The sequence below is a fragment of the Chimaeribacter coloradensis genome, assembly GCF_002858715.1.
GTDB lineage: Bacteria > Pseudomonadota > Gammaproteobacteria > Enterobacterales > Enterobacteriaceae > Chimaeribacter > Chimaeribacter coloradensis.
The window spans coordinates 330,428-355,203 of record NZ_PJZH01000003.1; the positions used below are offsets into that span (position 1 = coordinate 330,428).

Genomic DNA, 24,776 nt, shown 5'->3' on the forward strand with positions numbered 1-24,776 from the left:
AGATGGCTATCGAAATCAACGTACCGGACATCGGTGCAGATGAAGTTGAAGTCACCGAAGTGATGGTGAAGGTTGGCGATAAAGTTGAGGTTGAACAATCGCTGATCGCCGTTGAGGGTGACAAAGCCTCAATGGAAGTGCCCTCCCCGCAGGCGGGTGTGGTGAAAGAGATCAAAGTTTCCGTGGGCGACAAAGTCGAAACCGGCAAACTGATCATGACCTTCGAAGAGGCCGGTGCGGCCTCTGAAGAGAAAGCGCCGGCCCCGGCCGCGCCTGCCGCGAAAGCGGAAGAGAAACCGGCTGCCGCCGCCGCCGGTGCCAGCAAAGAAGTCAACGTTCCTGACATCGGTTCCGATGAAGTGGAAGTGACCGAGGTGATGGTGAAAGTGGGTGACAAGGTCGAGGCTGACCAGTCCCTGATCGCCGTGGAAGGCGACAAAGCCTCCATGGAAGTACCGGCACCGTTCGCCGGTACGGTCAAAGAGATCAAGATCGCGACCGGTGACAAAGTCAGCACCGGCTCCCTGATCATGGTGTTCGAAGTCGCAGGCGCGGCAGAACAGCCGCAGAGCGCGCCGAAACCGGCCGGTGAAACTGAGCCTGCGAAAGCGCAGGGCGGCTCCGCCAGCAAAGAGGTCAGCGTGCCGGACATCGGCGGTGATGAAGTAGAAGTTACCGAGGTGATGGTCAAGGTTGGCGACAAGGTCGCGGCTGAGCAGTCCCTGATCACCGTGGAAGGCGACAAAGCCTCGATGGAAGTGCCGGCACCGTTCGCGGGCACCGTCAAAGAGATCAAGATCGCGGCCGGCGACAAGGTGAAAACCGGCTCCCTGATCATGATCTTCGAGGTCGAAGGCGCAGCCCCGGCACAGCAGGGCAGTGCGAAGCAGGAAACTGCTGCCCCGGCGAAAGCGGAGCAGGAATCCAACGCGACAGCAGCGGCCCCGGCCAAAGCGGAAAGCAAGCCGGAAGCCAAAGGCGAGTTCGCGGAAAATGATGCTTACGTCCACGCCACGCCGGTGATCCGCCGTCTGGCGCGTGAGTTCGGCGTCAACCTGGGCAAAGTGAAAGGCACCGGCCGTAAGGGCCGCATCCTACGCGAAGACGTCCAGAGCTACGTGAAAGACGCAGTGAAACGCGCTGAGTCTGCCCCGGCCGCTGCGGCGGCAACCGGTGGCGGCCTGCCGGGCATGCTGCCGTGGCCGAAAGTGGACTTCAGCAAGTTCGGTGAGATCGAAGAAGTCGAGCTGGGCCGCATCCAGAAAATCTCCGGTGCCAACCTGAGCCGTAACTGGGTGATGATCCCGCACGTCACGCACTTCGACAAAACCGACATCACCGAGCTGGAAGCGTTCCGCAAACAGCAGAATGCCGAAGCTGAGAAGCGCAAACTGGACGTGAAATTCACCCCGGTGGTCTTCATCATGAAAGCCGTGGCTGCCGCCCTTGAGCAGATGCCGCGCTTCAACAGCTCCCTGTCCGAAGATGGCCAGAAGCTGACGCTGAAGAAATACATCAACATCGGTGTGGCGGTAGATACCCCGAATGGCCTGGTGGTTCCGGTCTTCAAAGACGTGAACAAGAAGGGCATCACGGAGCTCTCCCGCGAGCTGATGACCATCTCCAAAAAAGCGCGCGACGGCAAGCTGACGGCCGGCGAAATGCAGGGCGGCTGCTTCACCATATCCAGCCTGGGCGGTATCGGGACGACGCACTTCGCGCCGATCGTTAACGCGCCGGAAGTGGCGATCCTCGGGGTTTCCAAATCCGCGATGGAACCGGTCTGGAACGGTAAAGAGTTCACACCGCGTCTGATGATGCCGATGTCGCTCTCCTTCGACCACCGCGTGATTGACGGGGCTGATGGTGCGCGTTTCATCACCATCATCAATAACATGTTGTCTGACATCCGCCGTCTGGTGATGTAAGCACACAGGCCGGCCCTCGGGCCGGCTTCTCTATTTTTGGCATCGGCCTGGTTGCCCGGCCTGTTTCACATGGGGTGTAACCCGTCGCAACCAGATAGCTAAGACACTGAACACTCGAACTTGCTTTGCAGGTTGTTAACAATTCTGTAAACTGCTCGCGGTGTAAGCGTCCCGGTGGATGAAGGGCGTTATGAATTCTACAAGCGACAAAACTGACGTCTGACCCGCCGGACAATCAATTAAGAGGTCATGATGAGTACAGAAATCAAAACCCAGGTTGTGGTACTTGGGGCAGGCCCGGCAGGTTACTCTGCGGCCTTTCGTTGCGCTGATTTAGGTCTTGAAACGGTTCTGGTTGAACGCTATTCCACGCTGGGCGGTGTCTGCCTGAACGTGGGCTGTATCCCTTCCAAGGCGCTGCTGCACGTTGCCAAAGTCATTGAAGAAGCCAAAGCACTGGCGGAACATGGCGTGGTCTTCGGCGAGCCGAAAACGGACATCACCAAAATCCGTACCTGGAAAGAGAAAGTCATTAACCAGCTGACCGGCGGCCTCTCCGGCATGGCCAAACAGCGTAAGGTTAAAGTGGTGAACGGTTTCGGTAAATTCACCGGTGCCAACACCCTGCAGGTTGAAGGCGAAAATGGTGCGACCACCATCACCTTCGACAATGCCATCATCGCGGCGGGTTCCCGTCCGATCCAATTGCCTTTCATTCCGCACGACGACCCGCGCGTGTGGGATTCCACCTCTGCCCTGGAGCTGAAAGAGGTGCCTGAGCGCCTGCTGGTTATGGGCGGCGGCATCATCGGCCTGGAAATGGGCACCGTCTACCATGCACTGGGGTCCAAAATCGACGTGGTCGAGATGTTTGACCAGGTGATCCCGGCCGCCGACAAAGACGTGGTGAAAGTCTTCACCAAACGCATCAGCAAGCAGTTCAACCTGATGCTGGAAACCAAAGTCACCGCGGTAGAAGCCAAAGAAGACGGCATCTACGTGACGATGGAAGGCAAGAAAGCCCCGGCAGAACCGCAGCGTTACGACGCGGTGCTGGTGGCGATCGGCCGTGTGCCGAACGGCAAACTGATGGATGCCGGTAAAGCGGGCGTAGAAGTGGACGACCGTGGTTTCATCCACGTCGACAAGCAGATGCGTACCAACGTGCCGCACATCTTCGCCATCGGCGACATCGTCGGCCAGCCGATGCTGGCGCACAAAGGCGTGCATGAAGGCCACGTGGCGGCGGAAGTGATCTCCGGTAAGAAACACTACTTCGACCCGAAAGTGATCCCGTCCATCGCCTACACCGAGCCGGAAGTCGCCTGGGTCGGCCTGACCGAGAAAGAAGCGAAAGAGAAGGGCATCAGCTACGAGACCGCCACCTTCCCGTGGGCAGCCTCCGGCCGTGCCATCGCCTCTGACTGCGCAGACGGCATGACCAAACTGATCTTCGACAAAGAGACTCACCGTGTGATCGGCGGTGCCGTGGTCGGCACCAACGGCGGCGAGCTGCTGGGCGAAATCGGCCTGGCGATCGAGATGGGCTGTGATGCGGAAGACATCGCGCTGACCATCCACGCGCACCCGACCCTGCACGAGTCCGTGGGCCTGGCCGCCGAGATCTTCGAAGGCAGCATCACCGACCTGCCGAACCCGAAAGCGAAGAAGAAGTAATTCCCGCCGCGGTTCAGCCTGAGAAAACGGTGCCGGAAGGCACCGTTTTTTTTGCCTGAAAAAAGGCCACGCCGAAGCGTGGCCAGTCGCTTACTTGCTCTGATGAATCACGTTAACGGTGAAAGAAATGTCAGAAATTGACCATCCGCCATTCCCTGCACCTAACGCCATTCCCAGTACAACAATCAGGAGATAAAGCGAGCTCCTTCTCATTGCGTGTTCCTTACAGGACTACGACCGTCTGTTTTCCACCGGGAAAAAAGAGACGAAACAAGCGCTCTGTAGCACTTGTATCGCAGCAGAACAGATCTGTTCCCTGAGCCCGGTGACCTGCTGCTAAACAGGCGGAACAGCCCCGCACAATGGTACACAAAAAGAGGGGGTAATGTTGTATTTATCGCCTGCCCCAGATTGCAATTTGCCTGAAAATAGCGCATGATCGCCTGGCTCTGTAGCGCTTGTATCGTTCATCGATGTAAGTATTCCTGAGGTGCCTGCTAACACCAACGGAATGAAAAAGCCGCCTTTATGGCGGTTTTTTTGTCTCCGTAAGTACACGTTTGTCCGGCTATCCCCACACCCCGCCTGTGCCTTAGTTGATTCCCCTGTGGTTAACGATTCAGCAAAGATTTAATGTTGCTTTTATGTGAACGAATTAACAACCGATTCAAATCCTGATATGCTGGCTGGGCGGAACCGGGCGCTGTACCCTTACAGCCCAGGTGATTGACCGCAGTGCTGTGGCGTTTCATGAAGTCGAGCGTTGAAAAGGCAAAGCATCTCATCAGGCGAAAAACCCTGTGCGCAGGGCGGCAGGTTTTACACCGGTATGAAATATGGATAGCCAGGCACAATAAATGACAATGAGAGCGAGGAGAGAGTCGTGCTAGAAGAATACCGTAAGCACGTAGCCGAGCGTGCTGCAGAGGGCATCGCCCCCAAGCCATTAGATGCTTCCCAAATGGCCGCGCTGGTTGAGTCACTGAAGAATCCGCCCGCGGGCGAAGAAGAAGTCCTGTTAGACCTGTTGATTAACCGTGTACCGCCGGGCGTTGATGAAGCTGCCTACGTAAAAGCCGGCTTCCTGGCCGCGGTCGCCAAAGGCGACACCCACTCCCCCCTGATTACCCCGGAAAAAGCCATCGAACTGCTGGGCACCATGCAGGGCGGCTACAACATCCAGCCCCTGATTGAAGCCCTGGACCAGGAGCAACTGGCCCCGATCGCGGCCAAGGCGCTGTCCCACACGCTGCTGATGTTCGATAACTTCTATGATGTGGAAGAGAAGGCGCAGGCGGGGAACGTTTACGCGCAACAGGTGATGAAATCCTGGGCGGACGCTGAATGGTACCTGAGCCGCCCGCAGCTGGCGGACAAACTCACCGTGACCGTGTTCAAAGTCACCGGTGAAACCAATACCGATGATCTGTCACCGGCACAGGACGCCTGGTCGCGCCCTGACATCCCGCTGCATGCGCTGGCGATGCTGAAAAACGCCCGTGAAGGCATTGAGCCGGACCAGCCGGGCAGCGTCGGCCCGATCAAACAGATCGAGGCGCTGAACCAGAAAGGCTTCCCGCTGGCCTACGTCGGTGACGTGGTCGGTACCGGTTCTTCCCGTAAATCCGCCACCAACTCGGTGCTGTGGTTTATGGGCGATGACATCCCGTTCGTGCCGAACAAGCGCGGCGGCGGCGTGGTGCTGGGCGGCAAAATCGCCCCGATCTTCTTCAACACCATGGAAGATGCGGGCGCACTGCCGATCGAGCTGGACGTCTCCAACCTGAACATGGGCGACGTGATCGACATCTACCCCTACAAAGGGGAAGTGCGTAACCACGACACCAATGAAGTGATCGCGACCTTTGAGCTGAAAACCGACGTGCTGCTGGACGAAGTGCGCGCCGGCGGCCGTATCCCGCTGATTGTCGGCCGTGGCCTGACCTCGCGCGCGCGTGAGTCCCTGGGCCTGCCGCACAGCGATGTATTCCGCAGCGCCCGCCCGGTAGCGGCCAGCGACAAAGGCTTCTCCCTGGCGCAGAAAATGGTGGGCCGCGCCTGCGGCGTCGCCGGTGTGCGCCCGGGTGAATATTGCGAACCGAAAATGACCTCGGTCGGCTCGCAGGACACCACCGGCCCGATGACCCGTGACGAGCTGAAAGACCTGGCTTGCCTCGGCTTCTCCGCCGACCTGGTGATGCAGTCCTTCTGCCACACTGCGGCTTATCCGAAGCCGGTGGACGTGACCACCCACCACACCCTGCCGGACTTCATCATGAACCGCGGCGGCGTGTCGCTGCGCCCGGGTGACGGCATCATCCACTCCTGGCTGAACCGTATGCTGCTGCCGGACACCGTCGGCACCGGCGGTGACTCCCACACCCGCTTCCCGATCGGGCTGTCGTTCCCGGCCGGTTCCGGGCTGGTCGCCTTCGCGGCTGCCACCGGCGTGATGCCGCTGGATATGCCGGAGTCCGTGCTGGTGCGCTTCAAAGGCAAAATGCAGCCGGGCATCACCCTGCGTGACCTGGTACATGCCATCCCTTACTACGCCATCCAGCAGGGCCTGCTGACCGTGGAGAAGAAGGGCAAGAAGAACATCTTCTCCGGCCGTATCCTGGAGATCGAAGGGCTGCCGGAACTCAAAGTGGAGCAGGCATTCGAACTGGCTGACGCCTCCGCCGAGCGCTCTGCGGCCGGCTGTACCATCAAGCTGGACAAGGCACCGATCACCGAGTACCTGACCTCCAACATCGTGCTGCTGAAGTGGATGATTGCCGAAGGCTACGGCGACCGCCGCACGCTGGAGCGCCGCATCCAGGGCATGGAAAAATGGCTGGCTGACCCGCAACTGCTGGAAGCGGACGCCGACGCCGAATACGCGGCGGTGATCGAGATCGATCTGGCTGACGTCAAAGAGCCGATCCTCTGCGCGCCGAACGACCCGGACGACGCGCGCCTGCTCTCCTCGGTGGCCAACAGCCACATTGACGAGGTGTTCATCGGCTCCTGCATGACCAATATCGGCCACTTCCGTGCTGCCGGTAAGCTGCTGGATCAGCACAAAGGCCAGTTGCCGACCCGCCTGTGGGTCGCCCCGCCGACCAAGATGGACGCCGCCCAGCTTACCGAAGAGGGCTACTACAGCGTCTTCGGCAAGAGCGGTGCGCGCATCGAGATCCCGGGTTGCTCCCTCTGCATGGGTAACCAGGCGCGGGTAGCGGACGGCGCGACGGTGGTCTCCACCTCCACGCGTAACTTCCCGAACCGCCTGGGTAACGGCGCAGACGTCTACCTGGCGTCCGCTGAGCTGGCGGCCGTGGCCTCGCTGCTGGGCCGCCTGCCGACCCCGCAGGAGTACCAGGAGTACATGGCGCAGGTGGATAAGACCGCGGTGGACACCTACCGCTATCTGAACTTCGACCAGCTGACCCAGTACACCGAAAAAGCGGATGGCGTCATCTTCCAAACCGCGGTGTAAGCGGCTATAGTGCGCGACGCAACAAGGAGGCCCCCGGGCCTCCTTTTTTTATGGCCTGTTTTTACACGCCTGCTCAGCCGGAAATGGGCGCGGCATAGCGCTTTGCCGGGCGGCAACGGGCTACACTTAGCGGGTTCACAGGGGAGAGACCATCATGGACTATGAATTTTTACGCGACATCACCGGTCAGGTACAGGTGCGGTTCTCAATGGGCCACGAAGTGGTGGGCCATTGGTTCAATGAAGAGGTAAAAGGCGATCTGGCCCTGCTGGATGAGGTCGAGACGCAGGCAGCCACGGTCAAAGGCACCGAGCGCCAGTGGCAGCGCGAAGGGCGTGAGTACACGCTCTGGCTGGATGGCGAAGAGGTGATGATCCGTGCCAATCTGCTGGAGTTCGAAGGGGACGAGATGGAAGAGGGCATGAGCTACTACAACGAGGAGAGCCTGTCGCTGTGCGGCCTGGAGGATTTTCTGGAAGTGGTGAACAACTATCGCGCCTTTCTGAAGGGGCGCTGAGTGTGCCGGCCAGTGACTGGCCGGCAGTGCGCGGCATCCATGACCTGTTATTCCTTAATAGTAGAAACCAATCTCCATGCCGACCGACGACGTGGTGGTCGCAGGCTGGTAGAAGTTCATCGCTTTATCGCCCAGCATGCCGCGTTCGCTGTCAGATTTGCCATATTTCTGGTGCACGTAATAGGCCTTCACAAACACATCACGCGTCACGTTCCAGGTCAGCGCCGCAAAAGGCGACAGGCGGGATTTCGGCTGCAACCAGACATCCCCGGCGTTGCTGTGGGTCCAGGTCTGGATAGGGTAGAGCGCGCCGCCCTCCAGGCTCACCTGGGACGCCGGCGTCATCTGCCAGTTCACTCCCGCGCCCGCTTTGGCATAGGGCTGGAGCGACACTTCCACCGCGCCGAACCGGCGGGTACGCTGCTCAGAGGCGATGTACATATCGTCTGAACGGATGTTACGCAGCCACGCCTGTGCGCCCACCGCGCCTTTCACGTCAAAAGAGATTGTCTCGGAGGCACGCATGCGGTAGCCGCGCGTGATGTCCGCGCTGTAGCCGGTGTACCAGGTTTCGCCTTTCAGCGAGCCGGGCGGCAGGTTGTATTTCGGGTCGAGCGCGCCGCCCCGGTAGCTGACAGCCCCGGCCATCAGGCTCATTTCCCAGCCTTTCAGCATCCCGCGGCGGGCGTCCATATAGTTGTTTGCGCCTACATTGCCCTTTAGCCGCGGCCCGTGCTCCTGCACATATTTCCGGTTGAGGTTATCAACACGTTCATCCCATTTGAAATATTCCACACCGGCACTGGCGTAATTGCGGGTCGCGGCGCTGAACGGATTTTCCCCGGCGTTGGCTACGCCAGAAATCAAAACACCGGCCGTTGCGAATGCGGCAGCAGACGCGGTGCAAAATGTCATTTTCATTATCGGAATTCTTTAGAGTGATTAACGGGAGCGCTGATTGTAGAAAAAGAGAGCGAATGCTAACGGCAGAATAAGATGGGATAAATAGCTCATTTTAAAATCAATAAAAACAGTGGCTTATTTAAAGAAGTAACGCAAATTACCCGGCGCAACCCCTGATAAATTGACTTAATGATTCTGTGATGCGCTGTTTATTTGAGTTACCGCAAAGCAGGCCTGCTGGTACGGGGAATTAAATTTGACTTAATGACAGGAAATAACAGGCAGGGAAGCGAAAATAAATTTAGCTTAACGTTAAGAACGCGTAAAGAAATAGGAATAAATACCCTACCGCGATTTGGGAAATAGCACAAGCGTTTACAATATCATTATTTCAACAATTATTTAACAGCAGGTAAGCGCTTCTTTTTGCCCTTAACCGCCTGTGGGCGATCGCGGTCACAGTAAACCGGTTGCCGGGGTTGCCCGGAAAATTGTAATCCCTTGCGCGTGGCAGGCCAGAACAGAACACGGGAGAGTACAAAACAGGAGATTATGCTGGAGGCCGCAGGGGAAACAGGGAAAGAAAAGTGCCCGCAGCGCGGGCAGCAGGGAGGTTACTGCGCGTAGGCCAGCAGCCCCAGGGAGTCCCGGGCCAGTGCTTTGCACTTATTCGGCGTGGAAATGGCGATGCCGCTCAAATCGCGGTAGCTCTCTTCGCCCAGCCGGCGCATGTTAAAGGTGTTGTAGTTGCTCAGGTCCCAGCTGTTCTGCTGGGCGAAGTAGACAATCGCCTGCTTGATCTGGGTGTTCGGCAGATCGTGGTAGCCGCAGTTGTTCTTCAGGTAGACAAACACCGCCGTCAAATCGGCAAGATCTTCCGCTTCGGTGTCACTCAGCGCCTGGCTGGCAGAGGAGAAGCCCAGCAGCCCCAGCAGCAGCATCATCAGTGTCGTTCGTTTCATTGCCATCAGTGACTTATTCATGGTTAGCAGACGTTATCACACTTACTTATTCACGCACCAAATTAATTGCGCGCCCGGCAGGCGGGCGATCTGCCGCAGGGAAAGGGGGGAGGTCTGTCAGGGAAAGAAGGGGTAAGTATAGCCTATCCGCAGCGCGGCCCCACGCACAGCGCACTTAACACGCTGGCCGCGCCGCCGCGTCGATCCGCCGCAGGGGCTATGTTAAACTCTGATACCCCGTACAGGTAACAGACAAATTATTTATGAAACACACTGTAGAAGTCATGATTTCCGAGCAAGAGATCCGGCAGCGCATCGCGGAACTGGGCCAGCAGATCACCAATGACTACCGCGACAGCGGCAGCGACATGGTGCTGGTCGGGTTGTTGCGCGGTTCCTTCATGTTTATGGCCGATCTCTGCCGCCAGATTGAGGTGCCGCATGAAGTCGATTTCATGACCGCCTCAAGCTACGGCAACAGCATGTCCAGCAGCCGTGACGTGAAAATTCTCAAAGATCTGGATGAGGATATCCGTGGCAAAGATGTGCTGATCGTGGAAGACATCATCGATTCCGGCAACACCCTGAGCAAGGTGCGGGAGATCCTGGCACTGCGCGAGCCGAAGTCCCTGGCCATCTGCACACTGCTGGATAAACCGTCACGCCGGGAAGTCAGCGTGACGGTGGAGTATATCGGTTTCTCGATCCCGGATAAATTTGTGGTCGGCTACGGAATCGATTACGCCCAGCGCTACCGCCACCTGCCTTACATCGGCAATGTGGTGCCGGACGCTGAATAATAGCCTTAACGCCGCTGTTTCATCCTGAAAACCGCAGGGTAAAAGCGCTTGGAAAGCTAATTTTTACGCTGCGGTATTGGCTATGCTCCGTGCCTGCCGGTCAAACGCCCGGCAGCAGCTTGGCAATGGCGTTGTGGTAGTTCATTTCCAGGTTTTCACGGTTAGCGGTCGTGACATTCAGGTCATTGAGCTGGCCGTTCTGCAAGCCGTACACCCAGCCGTGCAGCATCACTTTCTGACCGCGTTTCCAGGCGCCCTGCATAATGGTGGAGTGGCCGAGGTTATACACCTGCTCTACCACGTTGATCTCACACAGGGTATTCAGGCGCTCATCCGGCGGGAGTTCGCTGAGTAACGCGCTATGCTTGTACCACAGGTCGCGGATGTGCAGCAGCCAGTTGTTGATCAGGCCCAGTTCCGGGTTCTCGACCGCCGCCGCGACGCCGCCACAGCCGTAGTGGCCGCAGACAATCACATGTTCTACCTGCAGCACGTCAATGGCGTACTGAACCACGGAGAGGCAGTTGAGATCGGTATGGATGACCAGGTTGGCCACGTTGCGGTGTACGAACAGCTCGCCCGGCTCCATGCCGGTCAAACGCTCTGCCGGAACCCGGCTGTCCGAGCACCCAATCCACAGGAAGCGCGGCTTCTGGGCCTGGGCCAGGCGTTCAAAGAAAGCGGGATCGTCTTTGGTGATGGTCTCAGACCAGGCGCGGTTGTTGGCAATAAGCCTTTCGATTTCTTTCATGGGATATCATTAATCTCATATGAAGTGTGAACAATCTGTAATGCGCAGATTGCAGCTTTAATATAGGACATACATCACGAATTTGAAATCTGATCCTGACAGGGTGATCAGATAAACGACAGCACAAGGTGATTCTACTTTTATGACATATGCACTGGAACTCACGCAGCTGACCAAAACCTACGCAGGTGGGGTACAGGCGCTGCGCGGTATCGATCTGAAGGTTGATGCCGGCGATTTTTATGCGCTCCTGGGGCCGAACGGGGCCGGGAAATCCACCACCATCGGCATCATCAGTTCGCTGGTCAACAAAACCGCCGGCAAGGTGCGGGTGTTTGGTTATGACATCGACCAGGACATCGTGAACGCCAAGCGCCAGCTCGGGCTGGTGCCGCAGGAATTCAACTTCAACCCGTTTGAAACCGTGATGCAGATTGTGGTCAACCAGGCCGGTTACTACGGTGTAAAACGCCGTGAGGCGCTGGAGCGGGCCGAGAAGTACCTGACGCAGCTCGATTTGTGGGGCAAGCGCAACGAGCGGGCGCGGATGCTCTCCGGCGGCATGAAGCGCCGCCTGATGATTGCGCGCGCGCTGATGCATGCGCCGAAGCTGCTGATCCTCGATGAGCCGACCGCCGGGGTCGACATCGAGCTGCGCCGCTCCATGTGGGGCTTTTTGAAAGATCTCAACGCCCAGGGCACCACCATCATCCTCACCACCCACTATCTGGAAGAGGCGGAGATGCTGTGCCGCAACATCGGCATCATCCAGAACGGTGAACTGGTGGAGAACACCAGCATGAAAGCGCTGCTGGCGACGCAGAAGTCCGAGACCTTTGTGCTGGACCTGGCGGCGAAAAGCCCGCTGCCGAAGCTGGAGGGGTACAAAAGCAAGCTGGTGGACACTTCCACTCTGGAAGTGGACGTGATGCGCGAGCAGGGGCTGAACGGCGTGTTCAGCCAGCTGAGCAAACAGGGCATTCAGGTGCTGAGTATGCGTAACAAGGCAAACCGGCTGGAAGAGCTGTTCGTCAACCTGGTCAACGGCAACGAGGGAGAAAACGTATGACCCGTCTCTATTGGGTGGCGCTGCAAAGTATCTGGTACAAAGAGATTAACCGTTTCGGCCGCATCTGGATCCAGACGCTGGTGCCGCCGGTGATCACCATGACGCTCTATTTCATCATCTTCGGCAACCTGATCGGCTCGCGCATCGGTGAGATGCACGGCTTTGATTACATGCAATTTATCGTGCCGGGGCTGATCATGATGGCGGTGATCACCAACTCCTACGCCAACGTCGCCTCCTCCTTTTTCAGCGCCAAATTCCAGCGCAACATTGAGGAGCTGCTGGTGGCCCCGGTGCCGACCCACGTGGTGATCGCCGGCTATGTCGGCGGCGGCGTGGCGCGCGGCATCTGCGTCGGCGTGCTGGTCACGGCGGTGTCGCTGTTCTTTGTGCCGCTGCACGTCCACGCCTGGTGGGTAATTGCCGCGACGCTGCTGCTGACGGCGATCCTCTTCTCGCTGGCCGGGCTGCTGAACGCGGTGTTTGCCACCACCTTTGATGACATCAGCCTGATCCCGACCTTTGTGCTGACGCCGCTGACCTACCTCGGCGGGGTGTTCTACTCCCTGACGCTGCTGCCGCCGTTCTGGCAGGCGGTGTCGAAGCTGAACCCGATCGTCTACATGATCAGCGGCTTCCGCTACGGGTTCCTCGGCATCAGCGACGTGCCGCTGGCGTTCACCATGGCGGTGCTGGTGGCGTTTATCGTGGTGTTCTACCTGCTCGCCTGGTACCTGATCCAGCGCGGCCGCGGGCTGCGTTCGTAACCACGTATTACGCCAATCAGTCAAAACAGAAAGCCGGGCACGCCCGGCTTTTTTACGCCATAAAAAAGGGAGCCTTCCGGCTCCCTGCGGTATGACGGCAGATAACGTCAGGCGACCTGAACCGGGATCGCCTTCGCCTGGCGCTGTAGCTGGTTGTCGCCTTCAAAGTAGGCCACTTTCGGCTTGTGCGCGCGGGCGTCGGCGTCGGTCATCTGCACGTAGGAGCAGATGATCAGCTTGTCGCCGACGCAGGCGAGGCGGGCGGCCGCGCCGTTGACGGAAATAATCCGCGAGCCGCGCTCGGCGGCAATGGCGTAGGTGGAGAAGCGCTGGCCGTTATCGACGTTGTAGATGTCGATGGCTTCATATTCCAGAATGCCGGAGGCGTCCAGAAAATCCTGATCGATGGCGCAGGAGCCTTCGTAGTGCAGGTCAGCCTGCGTCACCTTGACCCGGTGAAGCTTGCCCTGCAGCATGGTGCGTACCATAACGTTGTTACCTTTCCAAAAAAGAAAACAGAGGGTTATGCAACCGGCCAATGCGCGGCCGGTCTCTTGCTGGGTGCATCCTGCGTTCAGCGGTTACGAGCCGGTCAGGCCGTCAAATCCACCTGCCGGTTATCAATCAGTCGCGCCTTGCCGAGCCACGCCGCCATCAGGATCACTGCGCGGGTGCTGGCGACGGTCAGCGGTTGCAGGGTGTCAGCATCGCGGATGAACAGCTCATCCGGCGTGAAACCGGCCTCACGCAGCTGCGCCCCGGCCTGTTCCAGCATCTCTTCTACGTGGCGCTCGCCTTGCAACAACTGCTCTGCCAGGCCATTCATCACCCGGCTCAGCGCCGGGGCCAGCTTGCGTTCATCGGCGGTCAGGTAGCCGTTGCGTGAGCTGAGCGCCAGCCCGTCATTGGCGCGCACCGTGGGCACGCCGACGATCTCGATGTCGTAGCCCATGTCCGCCACCATTTTGCGGATCAGTGCCAGCTGCTGGTAATCCTTCTCGCCGAAGCAGGCGAGATCCGGCTGCACCAGGTTAAACAGCTTGCTGACGATGGTCGAGACGCCGCGGAAGTGGCCGGGGCGGCTGGCACCTTCCAGCATCTGGGAGAGGCCGGGCACCTCAACAAAGGTCTGCGCCTCCAGCCCTTGCGGGTAGAGGTCGGCAGCGGCCGGGGCGAACACCAGGTCGGCCCCGCGGCGCTTCAGCAGCTCGCTGTCCTCCTGCAGGGTGCGCGGGTAACGCGCCAGGTCATCGGCATTATTGAACTGCATCGGGTTGACGAAGATGCTTACCACCACCACGTCGGCGCGGGCTTTGGCCTCGTCCACCAGCGTCATATGGCCTTCGTGCAGGTTCCCCATAGTCGGCACCAGCGCAATGCGCTGGCCGTCCTGCCGCCATCGGCGGATCTGTCGGCGCAGCAGCGGCAACGTTTCAATGATTACCACGTTACATCTCCTTGAGTCTCTGCCTGGCGGCAGCGTTAGTTAAAGGTATGTTCTGGTGCCGGGTAGGCCCCGGACGCCACCTGATCCACATAGGCGCGCGCGGCGCTGCGCAGGTCACCCGCCTCCGCAAGGAAGTTCTTGGCGAACTTCGGCACATGGCCGCCGGTGATGCCGAAGGCGTCATGCATCACCAGAATCTGGCCGTCCGTGACGTTACCGGCCCCGATGCCGATCACCGGGATCTGCAACGCACGGGTCACGCGCTCCGCCAGCGCCACCGGCACGCACTCCAGCACCATCAGTTGTGCGCCCGCCTGCTCAAGGTTGAGCGCGTCCTGCAACAGCTGGTCAGCGGCGGCTTCATCGCGCCCCTGGACTTTATAGCCGCCGAAAATGTTTACCGACTGCGGCGTCAGCCCGAGGTGGCCGCAGACCGGCACCGCGCGCTCGGTGAGCTTTTTCACCGTGTCGCACAGCCAGCTTCCGCCCTCCAGCTTCACCATGTTCGCCCCGGCGCGCATCAGCGTGGCGGCGTTCTCACAGGCCTGCTCCGGCGTGTTGCAGCTCATAAACGGCAGGTCAGCCATCAGCAGGCTGTGCGGCGCGCCCCGGCGCACGCAGCGGGTATGATAGGCGATCTCCTCCACGGTGACCGGCAGGGTAGAATCGTGCCCCTGCACCACCATCCCTAACGAATCCCCAATCAGCATCACGCTGATGCCTTGCTCCTCAAAAAGCTGGGCGAAGCTGGCATCATAGGCGGTAATGGTCGCAAATTTGCGCTGCTGCTGTTTCCACTGCCGTAAATGGCTGACTGTGGTGGATTTCATAATAACCTCTTATACGACTTTATATTGGTATTCATCCGGTGGGTCATTCTAAAGATAACCGCAGCAGGTGGGTAGCGGCCTGTGCACCGGCTTAAGATCCTGTTAAGAAGATCGTGCTTAACTGTAGGGCTAACCGCGAACGAAAAGGGAGTAGCGATGCGCATTTTATTGATTGAGGATGACCGGCTGATCGGCGACGGCCTCCGCGCCGGGCTGGGCAAACTCGGCTTCAGCCTGGACTGGTTCACCGACGGCCCGACCGGCCGTGACGCCCTGCGGGCCGCGCCCTATGATGCAGTGATCCTGGACTTAAGCCTGCCGGGGCTGGACGGCATGGCGCTGCTGCGTGCGTGGCGCACCGAGGGGCAGGACACGCCGGTGCTGATCCTCACGGCGCGTGACGCGCTGGATCAGCGGGTGGCCGGGCTGCAGGCAGGCGCGGATGACTACCTCTGCAAGCCGTTCGCGCTGGTGGAGGTGGCCGCCCGGCTACAGGCGCTGATCCGCCGCCGCCACGGCACCCTGACGCCGCACCTGACCCACGGCGCGGTGGCGTTTGACCCGGCGGCGCGCAGCGTCACGCTGGCAGGCGAGCCGGTGACGTTAACGCCCAAAGAGCTGGCGGTGCTGGAGCTGCTGCTGACCCACAAAGGCCGGGTGCTGGCGCGTACGCTGATCCAGGAGAAGCTTTACAGCTGGGACGAGGAGGTGAGCAGCAACGCGGTGGAGGTGCATATCCACCATCTGCGGCGCAAGCTGGGCAATGCGCTGATCCGCACCGTGCACGGCGTCGGCTATACGCTGGGGGAGGAGGTATGAAGGCACTGAGCCTGCGCACGCGGCTGATCCTGCTGTTCAGTCTGGTGTTGCTGCTGGTCTGGGGCATCGCCAGCGCGCTGGCGTGGGTGCGTACCCAGCAGACGATCGATGAACTGTTCGACACCCAGCAGATGCTGTTCGCCAAGCGGCTGGCCACCGCCCGGCTCGGGGAGCTGAGCGCCGGGGAGCCAGTGCGGCTGCCGAAAACCCGCACGCTGGTGCGCCACGGCAACCGCGGCGAGCTGGAGGATGACGCGCTGGCGTTCGCCATTTTCGACCGGCACGGCGAGATGCGGCTCAATGACGGCGAGAACGGCCGGGACATCCGCTTTGATGCGCGGCACCAGGGCTTTGTGGAGGGCACGCTCGCCGGGGATGACGACCGCTGGCGGCTGCTCTGGCTGACCGCGCCGGGCGGTGACCGCATCGCGGTAGGGCAGGAGGTGGAGTACCGCGAGGAGATGGCGTGGGCGGTGGTCTCCGGGCAGTTTATGCCGTGGCTGGTGTCGCTGCCGCTGCTGCTGTTGCTGATGGCGTGGCTTATCGGCCGTGAACTTGGCCCGCTGCGGCAGGTGGCGGCAGAGCTGCGGCAGCGCGCGCCGGAAGATGGCCGCCCGCTGGCGACCGGGCGGCTGCCCGCCGAGGTGCTGCCGCTGGCGGCGGCGCTGAATGCGCTGTTTGCCCGCGTCTCCTCGATGCTGCTGCGTGAGCGGCGCTTTACCTCAGACGCCGCCCACGAGCTGCGCAGCCCGCTGGCGGCGCTGCGGGTGCAGACGGAAGTAGCGCAGCTGGCCGGGGATGACGAGGCGATGCGCCATCATGCGCTCGCGAACCTCACCGAAGGCATCGACCGCGCCACCCGGCTGGTGGATCAACTGCTGACCCTCTCGCGGCTGGAGGCGCTCAGCGGGCCGGAGACCCTGGAACCGGTGGACTGGGCGGCGCTGGTGCAGCAGGCGCTGGCTGAGGCAGAACCGGCAGCGCGCGCCAGACAGATCCGGCTGGAACTGCATACCGAAGGCACGCCACCGGCGGGGCGCGGGCAGCCGCTGCTGCTGTCGCTGCTGCTGCGTAACCTGCTGGATAACGCGGTGCGCTACTCGCCGGGCGGCACAATGGTCAGGGTGACGCTGGGGCGGGCGATCCGGGTGGAGGATCAGGGGCCGGGCATGACGGCGGAACAGCTCGCCCGGCTGGGGGAGCGTTTTTACCGGCCGCCGGGGCAGACGGAGAGCGGGAGCGGGCTGGGGATGTCGATCGCGTTGCGCATCGCGGCGCTGCACGGCATCACGCTGCGGGCGGAAAACCGCCCAGCAGGGGGGCTGGCGGTGACGATCACCGCCTGAGGCGTTACCAGTGGGTGAGGCCGTTGCGGTCGATGCCGGTCAGGTGCTGTGTGAGCACAGTGCCGTCCGGGAAGATCAGATCCGGCGCGATCTCCGCCAGCGGGTAGAGCATAAACTCGCGGTTCATCATGTCGTAGTGCGGCACCGTCAGGCGTGGGGTGTTAATCACCTGGTCGCCATACAGCAGCATGTCGAGGTCCAGCGTGCGCGGCCCCCAGCGTTCCGCCTTGCGCACCCGCCCCTGCTGCTGCTCAATCGCCTGGGTGGCGTCGAGCAGCGCCTCGGGTGCCAGGGTGGTGTCGAGCGCCACCACGGCATTCAGGTAGTCGGGCTGGTCTTGCGGCCCGAGCGGCGTGCTGCGGTAGAAGGAGGAGCAGGTCACGAGCTGCGTCTGGGGCAGGGCAGCCAGCGCCGCCAGAGCGGCGTTGACCTGATCCAGCGGCTGGGCGAGGTTGCTGCCCAGCGCAAGGTAGACGCGGATCATACGCTGTTGTCGCGGCGCGGCGCGCGTTTGCGCGGGCGGCGGGCGCGGCTGCGGCGCGGGGCGGCATCGTCACCCAGGTTGGTCAGCATCCCTTTCTGGCGCATCGGGGTGGCCTCCTGGAATTCGTCCCACCACTGGGTCAGCTGTTGCAGGTCGCGGCTGTTCTCCGCCTCACCGCGCAGTGCCAGCAGGTCGAAGGCGGCCCGGAATTTCGGGTGCTCCATCAGCTTGTGGGCGCGTTTGCCCTGGCGGCGTGACAGGCGCAGTTGCAGCGCCCAGATGTCACGCACCAGCGTGGTGATGCGTTTCGGGATCGCCAGTGACCGGCACTGCTCATCCAGCACGTCGTTCATCGCCAGCGCGAAGGCGTCGAAATAGGCCAGCCCGCTCTCCTGCGCCAGCTTCTGCGCATGTTCAATCAGCGGGTACCAGAGCATCGCGGCAAACAGGAACGCCGGGTTGACGCGCATGTCGGTCTGGATGCGGTGGTCGGTATTCTTCAGCACCTGCGCCAGGATGCGCTCCATCGGGCTGTCACCGCTCTCGGTGAACTGGCGGGCGATCAGCGGGAACAGCGGCTGGAACAGCTGGTATTCACACAGCAGACGCCAGGTCGGGTAACCGTGCCCGGCCTGCAGCAGCTTCAGCGACTCCTCAAACAGCCGCGCCGGCGGGATCTCATGCAGCAGCGGGGCGAGGCGCGGGATCGGCGCGGCGGTGTCGTCACTGAGCGTCATGTTCAGCTTGGCGGCGAAGCGCACGGCGCGCAGCATCCGCACCGGATCTTCACGGTAGCGGGTTTCCGGATCGCCGATCAGGCGGATCACGCCCTCTTCAAGATCCTTCAGGCCGCCGGTGTAATCACGTACCGAGAAGTCCGCCACGCTGTAGTAGAGGCTGTTGATGGTGAAGTCACGGCGTTGCGCGTCTTCCTCAATCGAGCCGAAAATGTTGTCACGCAGCAGCATGCCGTTCCGGCCCTGCTGGGAGGCGTTCTTGTCGGTCTGCGGCTGTTCCTGCTCGTGGTGGCCGCGGAACGTCGCCACCTCGATAATCTCCGGGCCGAACATCACATGGGCCAGGCGGAAACGGCGGCCGACCAGGCGGCAGTTGCGGAACAGCTTGCGCACCTGCTCCGGCGTGGCGTTGGTGGTCACGTCAAAATCTTTGGGCTTCTTACCGAGCAGTAAGTCACGCACGCCGCCGCCGACCAGATAGGCCTCAAAACCGGATTTGTTCAGACGGTACAACACCTTCAGGGCATTTTCACTGATATCCCGGCGGGAGATCGCATGTTGATCGCGCGGAAGGATAGTGACAGTCGGCAAAGGCGCCGGCACGGGTTCAACCGTGTCAGGAACGTCGTTTTCGCGGGCCAGTACCTTTCGGCAAAAATTGGCTACTCGGGTAAAAATGGGACACCTCGATAGTGACTAAAATGGACAGAGCAAAAAACAGCGGCTAATCATAGCTCATGCCGGGGGGTTTGAGAATAATGTTATATGGCTGTCAACGCCCGGTTGCCGCGCATTCTGCGGGGTGCGGGGCGTTTATGGCACGATATCTGAGGCTTGCCACTGGTCGACGGCATACGCCAGGAGCTGCGGCAGGCTCAGATCCTGCCACTGCGCCGGCACCGGCTGGTGCAGGAAGCGCAGCGCCGCCACCAGCGTCGGGCGCGGGTCACCGGCGGGCAGGGGCGGGGCGTGGTTCTGCTTGGAGAGCTTGTCGCCGTGCGCGTTCAGCGCCAGCGGCAGGTGGATGTAGCGCGGCGCCGGCCAGCCGAGCTGCCGGTAGAGCGCGATCTGGCGCACCGTCGGCTCGATCAGGTCGGCTCCGCGCACAATCTCCGTCACGCCCTGGTGGTGGTCATCCACCACCACCGCCAGATTGTAGGCGAACAGCCCGTCGCGCCGGTGGATGATGAAATCCTCCTCCGCCATGCGCGTGTCTGCCGCCAGCCAGCCGCGCAGCCCATCCTCAAAGCCGTAGACCGGCGCGGTCTGGTGCAGGCGCAGCGCGGCATGCTCCGCGCCCCGGTGCAGCAGGCGGCAGTGGCCGTCATAGAAGCCGCCGATCGACTGGATGCGGCTGCGGCTGCAGGTGCAGTAGTAAGCCTGCCCACCGGCGATAAGCTGCCCCAGCACCGCGCGGTAAGCGTCATGGCGATCGGACTGGTAGAGCACCTCGCCGTCCCAGGTCAGGCCGTACTGTTCAAGCTGTTGCAGGATGCGGGCGGCTGCGCCCGGCACTTCACGCGGCGGGTCGATGTCTTCAATGCGGACCAGCCAGCGGCCCCGGCAGGCGCGGGCGCGCAGATAACTGCCCAGCGCGGCAATCAGCGAACCAAAGTGAAGCTCACCGGAAGGCGACGGCGCAAAGCGGCCAATATAGGGGGAGGGGGCGGTCAGGGAATCTGGCATAAGGGTGGCGACGAAAGCGCGGTGCCGGGGCACCGCGTCAGTCGTTGTGATACGTCTGCTTAACCGGCCATCTGCTTTTCGCGGATTTCAGCCAGGGTTTTGCAGTCGATGCACAGATCGGCAGTCGGGCGCGCCTCAAGGCGGCGGATGCCAATCTCAACACCACAGGACTCGCAGAAGCCGAAATCTTCGTCTTCTACTTTCTTCAGCGTTTTCTCGATCTTCTTAATCAACTTACGCTCGCGGTCGCGGTTGCGCAGTTCCAGGCTGAACTCCTCTTCCTGGGCAGCACGGTCTACCGGATCAGGGAAGTTAGCGGCTTCGTCCTGCATATGAGACACAGTACGGTCGACTTCATCCCTGAGCTGGTTGCGCCACGCTTCAAGAATACGCTTGAAGTGAGTGAGCTGGGCGTCGTTCATATACTCTTCGCCTGGCTTCTCTTGATACGGCTCCACCCCAGCGATGGCGAGAATGCTCAAGGAGGATGTTTTACGGGTTTGCCCTTCTTGCATGTTGCTTCTCCTCATAACACGCACTATCGATCCCCAACGTGGGGAAAAATCAGGCCGCTATAAATAACAGATGGGAAGGTAGATGGCAATTATTCCTCACACCTGCTTGACAACCCTGTGAGCCGCGGCGTTTTTGGCTTCGCCGCGTGGCACACCACAGCCTGGCTGTGGGTTGTCGGGCCTTAGGCTTTTTTATCCGCTTACTAATGAAATGGGTTGGACCAGGGCAATACCGGCTGGTGAAAGCTGCGCTCCATAGCTAATCACCTCAACCCCCTGATGTTGCGCCTCTGCCAGCAAAGCGGCATAGCGTGGGTCGATGTGGCGGGCGGCGGCCACCTCCCGGATGCCGGAGTGCAGCACGGCGAAAAACAGCACCGCCCGCCGGCCCGCGGCCACCATCTGCTGCAACTCCCGCAGGTGCTTCTGGCCGCGAAGGGTCACGGCATCAGGAAAGTAACCACGATTATGTTGCAACAACGTTACAGACTTCACTTCAATATAGCAGTCGGGCCGGTTTTCTGCCTGTAATAACAGATCGATACGGCTGTTTTCGCCACCATATTTTATTTCAGACTGCACCTGACTGTAACCGGACAATTCAGGAATGCGGCCCTGTTCCACCGCCTCCCGCACCAACCCATTGGCACGCTGAGTATTAACGCAAATCCAGTGGCCCTGTTGCGTTTCAGATAACTCCCAGGTGTGGGCATATTTGCGTTTCGGGTTTGCGGAGGTGGAGTACCAGACGGTGTCGCCCGGGGTGGCGCAGCCGGTCATCGCGCCGGTATTGGCGCAGTGCAGCGTCAGCACCTCGCCCGCGGGGGTGATGACATCCGCCAGAAAACGTTTGTAACGCTTAATCAACGTGGCCTGTTGCAGTGGGGGGGTAAATAACATGACTCTCCTTGCGCGGCGTCAGGCCAGCGGCCAGCTCTGAAGCGCCTGGTAACGGGTGCGCCCGCGTTCAGTGCGGGATTCATACAGACAGAAGTGGGTGGCCTCCAGCGTCCAGCCCGGCGTGGCGGGCGGCAGCGCGACCGGGTGAACCGCGCCGCGCAGCAGGGTGATGTGCGGGTGGAACGGCTGCGCACTCTGCGGACAGCCGTTGCGCGCCGCCTGCGCGCGCAGTAGTGCCGCCAGCTGCAACAGCCCGCGCGGCGCGCGGCGGGTGCCGAGCCACACCACGCCGGGGCGCGGCCAGTGGCCGAGGTCATCCAGCGTCAGCGTAAAGCGCGGCTGCACGATGTTGCCCGCCAGCGCGGCCAGCGCCTCTGCTTTGCGGTCGCTGACCTCGCCCAGAAACGCCAGCGTCAAATGCAGGTTGGCGGCGGCAATGGGCCGCCCGGCCTCAGGCGGGAACGCCGTGGCGCGCCAGGCGACCGCCGCCTGTTGCAGGGCATCCGGCAGGGGCAGGGCGAAAAAGAGGCGGCGTGAGTCGGGCATAAGCGCTCCTGAATGAATTGTCCCAAGGGGGCAGGGGGGCAATGCTACAATGCGCGGCTGAGAAAGTTAACTGAGGATAAGGGGAAAGGTATGGGGGCGGTGACACAGGGCGCGCAAACGGCGCTGCCGGTCAGCGAGGTGGTGGAGGAACTGCTGGCAGCGCTGGCAGCGGCCCCGCAGGTGCTGCTGAACGCACCCACCGGCGCGGGCAAATCCACCTGGCTGCCGCTGGCGATCCTGGCGCGCGCCGGGCTGCCGGGCCGCATCATCATGCTGGAACCGCGGCGGCTGGCGGCGAAAAACGTCGCTCACCGGCTGGCGCAGCAACTGGGGGAGACGCCGGGGCAGCAGGTCGGCTACCGGATGCGTGCCGACAGCAAAACCAGCGCCGCCACCCGGCTCGAGGTGGTGACCGAAGGCATCCTGACCCGCATGGTACAGCAGGACCCGGAGCTCTCCGGCGTCTCGCTGGTGATCCTCGACGAGTTCCACGAGCGCAGCCTCCAGGCGGATACCGCGCTGGCGCTGCTGCTGGATGTGCAGCAGGGGCTGCGGGATGACCTGACACTGCTGGTGATGTCCGCCACCCTCGACAACGCCCGGCTGGCGCAGCAACTGCCGGAGGCACCGGTGATCGTCTCCCAGGGGCGCAGCTTCCCGGTGGAACGGCGCTACCAGCCGCTCGCCACCCATGAGCGGCTGGAGGAGGGCGTGGCCGCGGCGGTGCGGCGGCTGGTGCAGGAGGAGCCCGGCTCGCTGCTGCTGTTTTTGCCCGGCGTGGCGGAGATCCACCGGGTGCAGGAACGGCTGGCGGGCACGCTTCCCACCGATACCGACCTCTGCCCGCTCTACGGTGCGCTGCCGCTGGCGCAGCAGCAGAACGCCATTCAGCCCGCGGCCGCCGGTCGGCGCAAAGTGGTGCTGGCGACCAACATCGCCGAAACCAGTTTGACGATTGAGGGCATCCGGCTGGTGGTGGACAGCGGGCTGGAGCGCACGACCCGCTTCGACCCGCGCACCGGCGTAACCCGGCTGGTGACGCAGCGCATCAGCCAGGCGTCGATGACCCAGCGCGCCGGCCGCGCCGGGCGGCTGTCGCCGGGCATCTGCCTGCATCTCTTCAGCCGGGAACAGGCGGAGCGCGCTGCCGAGCAGAGCGAGCCGGAGATCCTGCAAAGCGATCTCAGCAGCCTCTGGCTGGATCTGGTGCAGTGGGGCTGCCGATCGCCGGACGATCTCACCTGGCTGGACGCCCCCCCGGCCCCGGCGCTGGCCGCCGCGCAGGATCTGCTGTTGCGCCTCGGCGCACTGGACGATCAGGGGCGGCTCACCCCCACCGGGCAGCGCATGGCGGCGCTCGGCGTGGAGCCGCGGCTGGCGGCGATGCTGGTGGCCGGGGCGGCGCACAGCGGGGAGGCGCTGGCGACCGCCGCGTTGCTGGCCGCGATCCTGGAGGAGCCGCCGCGCAGCGGCACGCCCGACCTCAGTGACTGGCTCACCCGCCCGCAGCCGCACTGGCAGCGCCGCGCCGCGCTGCTGGCAAAACGCAGCGGCCGCGCTGCCGGGCAGGTTTCGCCGGACGAGGCGGGCTGGCTGCTGGCGCAGGCCTTCCCGGACCGCATCGCCCAGCGGCGCGGCGACGATGGCCGCTACCTGCTGGCCAACGGGCTGGGGGCCTCGCTGCCGCAGGACGAGGCACTGACCCGGCACGGCTGGCTGGTGGCCCCATCGCTGTTGCAGAACAGCAGCAGCCCCGACGCCCGTATCCTGCTGGCGCTGCCGGTGGACGCGGAGGCGCTGGCAGCCCGCCTGCCTGCGCTGGTGGAACGCCGCGCCGCCGTGGAGTGGGACGAGGAGAAAGGCACGCTGCGCGCCTGGCAGCGCGAGATGATCGGGCGGCTGGTGTTGCGCGCCCGGGTGCTGGCGAAGCCCTCCGACGAAGAGCTGCAACAGGCGCTGATCGGCTGGGTGCGCCAGCAGGGCCTGAACGTGCTGAACTGGGAACCGGCCGCTGAACAGCTGCTGCTGCGGCTGCGCTGCGCCCGCCGCTGGCTGCCGGAGGCGGACTGGCCGCCGGTGGAGGAGGAAGACCTGCTGGCAAGCCTTGACGCGTGGCTGCTGCCGTCGCTGGGCAAGGTGCGTGACCTGCGCGCCCTGCGGCAGGTGAACCTGAGCGAGGCGCTGGGCCGCCTGTTGAGCTGGCCGCAGCGGCAACGGCTGGATAGTGCGCTGCCGAGCCATTACACTGTGCCGACCGGCAGCCGCCTGCCGCTGCGCTATGACGCGGAAAAACCGCCGGTGCTGGCGGTGCGGCTGCAGGAGATGTTCGGTGAGGAGGCCAGCCCGCGCGTCGCCGAAGGGCGGGTGGCGGTGGTGCTGGAGCTGCTCTCCCCGGCGCACCGGCCGCTGCAGATCACCGCCGATCTGGCCGCGTTCTGGCGCGGCGCTTACCGCGAGGTGCAGAAAGAGATGAAAGGGCGCTACCCGAAGCACCCCTGGCCGGATGACCCGGCGCAGGCACTGCCGACGCGGCGCACCAAGAAATATCAGCCCTGAATGGCCCCCTTGGCCGCCGATTTTCAGATGTTTCCGCTGGCCGGGCCGGGCAGCG

Annotated in this window: 22 protein-coding genes; 10 read left to right on the forward strand and 12 right to left on the reverse strand. The window is 62.0% G+C overall.

Translation table 11 applies throughout. From position 1 onward, the window contains the following. Positions 1–2: 2 nt before the first annotated feature. The 4 genes from aceF to yacL all read left to right on the forward strand — a co-directional run bounded on the left by aceF (position 3) and on the right by yacL (position 7,603). Positions 3–1,928, forward strand: a complete 1,926-nt coding sequence (aceF, locus tag CYR32_RS05950; RefSeq protein WP_101823466.1) for a pyruvate dehydrogenase complex dihydrolipoyllysine-residue acetyltransferase — start codon at positions 3–5, stop codon at positions 1,926–1,928. 252 nt (positions 1,929–2,180) lie between these two features. Further along, positions 2,181–3,605, forward strand: a complete 1,425-nt coding sequence (lpdA, locus tag CYR32_RS05955) for a dihydrolipoyl dehydrogenase (RefSeq protein WP_101823554.1) — start codon at positions 2,181–2,183, stop codon at positions 3,603–3,605. A gap of 883 nt (positions 3,606–4,488) precedes the next feature. Next, positions 4,489–7,086 carry a bifunctional aconitate hydratase 2/2-methylisocitrate dehydratase gene (gene acnB, locus CYR32_RS05960; protein WP_101823467.1) on the forward strand — a complete coding sequence of 866 codons (2,598 nt, stop codon included), beginning with the start codon at positions 4,489–4,491 and terminating at the stop codon, positions 7,084–7,086. A gap of 154 nt (positions 7,087–7,240) precedes the next feature. Further along, the gene (gene yacL, locus CYR32_RS05965; protein ID WP_101823468.1) at positions 7,241–7,603 is read left to right on the forward strand and encodes a protein YacL; all 363 of its coding nucleotides are present in this window, start codon (positions 7,241–7,243) and stop codon (positions 7,601–7,603) included. A gap of 54 nt (positions 7,604–7,657) precedes the next feature. On the opposite strand, the gene CYR32_RS05970 is transcribed toward yacL, so the two are convergent. Together CYR32_RS05970 and CYR32_RS05975 are read right to left on the reverse strand one after the other, a co-directional pair. Beyond that, positions 7,658–8,470: a hypothetical protein gene (locus CYR32_RS05970; RefSeq protein ID WP_241523752.1), complete on the reverse strand. Its 813-nt coding sequence runs from the start codon at positions 8,468–8,470 to the stop codon at positions 7,658–7,660. A gap of 650 nt (positions 8,471–9,120) precedes the next feature. Next, complete coding sequence (locus CYR32_RS05975; protein ID WP_101823555.1) at positions 9,121–9,468, reverse strand: YacC family pilotin-like protein; 348 nt, start codon at positions 9,466–9,468, stop codon at positions 9,121–9,123. Between the two features lie 263 nt (positions 9,469–9,731). Here CYR32_RS05975 and hpt point away from each other — a divergent pair, with 263 nt between their 5' ends. After that, positions 9,732–10,268, forward strand: coding sequence for a hypoxanthine phosphoribosyltransferase (gene hpt, locus CYR32_RS05980; protein ID WP_101823470.1), 537 nt, complete (start codon positions 9,732–9,734; stop codon positions 10,266–10,268). Positions 10,269–10,368: 100 nt separating this feature from the next. Here the strand turns inward: hpt and can are convergent, their stop codons facing one another. After that, complete coding sequence (gene can, locus CYR32_RS05985) at positions 10,369–11,019, reverse strand: carbonate dehydratase (protein ID WP_101823471.1); 651 nt, start codon at positions 11,017–11,019, stop codon at positions 10,369–10,371. Between the two features lie 142 nt (positions 11,020–11,161). Here can and CYR32_RS05990 point away from each other — a divergent pair, with 142 nt between their 5' ends. Both CYR32_RS05990 and CYR32_RS05995 read left to right on the forward strand, forming a co-directional pair. Then, positions 11,162–12,088, forward strand: a complete 927-nt coding sequence (locus CYR32_RS05990) for an ABC transporter ATP-binding protein (protein WP_101823472.1) — start codon at positions 11,162–11,164, stop codon at positions 12,086–12,088. Next, positions 12,085–12,855 (forward strand): ABC transporter permease, encoded by a 771-nt coding sequence (locus CYR32_RS05995; RefSeq protein WP_101814785.1) that lies wholly within the window; start codon positions 12,085–12,087, stop codon positions 12,853–12,855. Before CYR32_RS05990 ends, CYR32_RS05995 begins: the two co-directional genes overlap by 4 nt. 107 nt (positions 12,856–12,962) lie before the next feature. Here CYR32_RS05995 and panD read toward each other — a convergent pair whose 3' ends face one another. The 3 genes from panD to panB all read right to left on the reverse strand — a co-directional run bounded on the left by panD (position 12,963) and on the right by panB (position 15,132). Next, on the reverse strand, positions 12,963–13,343 hold the full coding sequence (gene panD, locus CYR32_RS06000; protein ID WP_101823473.1) for an aspartate 1-decarboxylase: 381 nt from the start codon (positions 13,341–13,343) through the stop codon (positions 12,963–12,965). A gap of 104 nt (positions 13,344–13,447) precedes the next feature. Continuing rightward, positions 13,448–14,302: a pantoate--beta-alanine ligase gene (gene panC, locus CYR32_RS06005; protein WP_101823474.1), complete on the reverse strand. Its 855-nt coding sequence runs from the start codon at positions 14,300–14,302 to the stop codon at positions 13,448–13,450. A gap of 35 nt (positions 14,303–14,337) precedes the next feature. Then, a complete protein-coding gene (gene panB / locus CYR32_RS06010) occupies positions 14,338–15,132 on the reverse strand; it encodes a 3-methyl-2-oxobutanoate hydroxymethyltransferase (RefSeq protein WP_101823475.1) in 795 nt (264 codons plus the stop codon). Positions 15,133–15,288: 156 nt separating this feature from the next. Between panB and qseB the strand changes: the two genes are divergently transcribed. After that, on the forward strand, positions 15,289–15,951 hold the full coding sequence (gene qseB, locus CYR32_RS06015) for a quorum sensing response regulator transcription factor QseB (RefSeq protein ID WP_101823476.1): 663 nt from the start codon (positions 15,289–15,291) through the stop codon (positions 15,949–15,951). Beyond that, positions 15,948–17,297, forward strand: a complete 1,350-nt coding sequence (gene qseC / locus CYR32_RS06020; protein WP_101823477.1) for a quorum sensing histidine kinase QseC — start codon at positions 15,948–15,950, stop codon at positions 17,295–17,297. The genes qseB and qseC overlap by 4 nt, the downstream gene beginning before the upstream one ends. Before the next feature lie 4 nt (positions 17,298–17,301). Here qseC and folK read toward each other — a convergent pair whose 3' ends face one another. The 6 genes from folK to thpR all read right to left on the reverse strand — a co-directional run bounded on the left by folK (position 17,302) and on the right by thpR (position 22,165). Continuing rightward, positions 17,302–17,781, reverse strand: a complete 480-nt coding sequence (gene folK / locus CYR32_RS06025; RefSeq protein WP_101823478.1) for a 2-amino-4-hydroxy-6-hydroxymethyldihydropteridine diphosphokinase — start codon at positions 17,779–17,781, stop codon at positions 17,302–17,304. Then, positions 17,778–19,196 carry a polynucleotide adenylyltransferase PcnB gene (gene pcnB, locus CYR32_RS06030; protein WP_101823479.1) on the reverse strand — a complete coding sequence of 473 codons (1,419 nt, stop codon included), beginning with the start codon at positions 19,194–19,196 and terminating at the stop codon, positions 17,778–17,780. The genes folK and pcnB overlap by 4 nt, the downstream gene beginning before the upstream one ends. A 135-nt stretch (positions 19,197–19,331) precedes the next feature. Further along, a complete protein-coding gene (gluQRS, locus tag CYR32_RS06035) occupies positions 19,332–20,204 on the reverse strand; it encodes a tRNA glutamyl-Q(34) synthetase GluQRS (protein ID WP_101823480.1) in 873 nt (290 codons plus the stop codon). 59 nt (positions 20,205–20,263) lie between these two features. Continuing rightward, a complete protein-coding gene (gene dksA, locus CYR32_RS06040) occupies positions 20,264–20,719 on the reverse strand; it encodes an RNA polymerase-binding protein DksA (RefSeq protein ID WP_072928917.1) in 456 nt (151 codons plus the stop codon). A 192-nt stretch (positions 20,720–20,911) separates the two neighbouring features. After that, positions 20,912–21,619, reverse strand: coding sequence for a DNA/RNA nuclease SfsA (gene sfsA / locus CYR32_RS06050; RefSeq protein WP_101823481.1), 708 nt, complete (start codon positions 21,617–21,619; stop codon positions 20,912–20,914). 18 nt (positions 21,620–21,637) lie between these two features. Beyond that, the gene (thpR, locus tag CYR32_RS06055) at positions 21,638–22,165 is read right to left on the reverse strand and encodes an RNA 2',3'-cyclic phosphodiesterase (RefSeq protein ID WP_101823482.1); all 528 of its coding nucleotides are present in this window, start codon (positions 22,163–22,165) and stop codon (positions 21,638–21,640) included. 90 nt (positions 22,166–22,255) lie between these two features. Between thpR and hrpB the strand changes: the two genes are divergently transcribed. Next, a complete protein-coding gene (hrpB, locus tag CYR32_RS06060) occupies positions 22,256–24,721 on the forward strand; it encodes an ATP-dependent helicase HrpB (RefSeq protein ID WP_175578805.1) in 2,466 nt (821 codons plus the stop codon). Positions 24,722–24,776 lie beyond the last annotated feature (55 nt).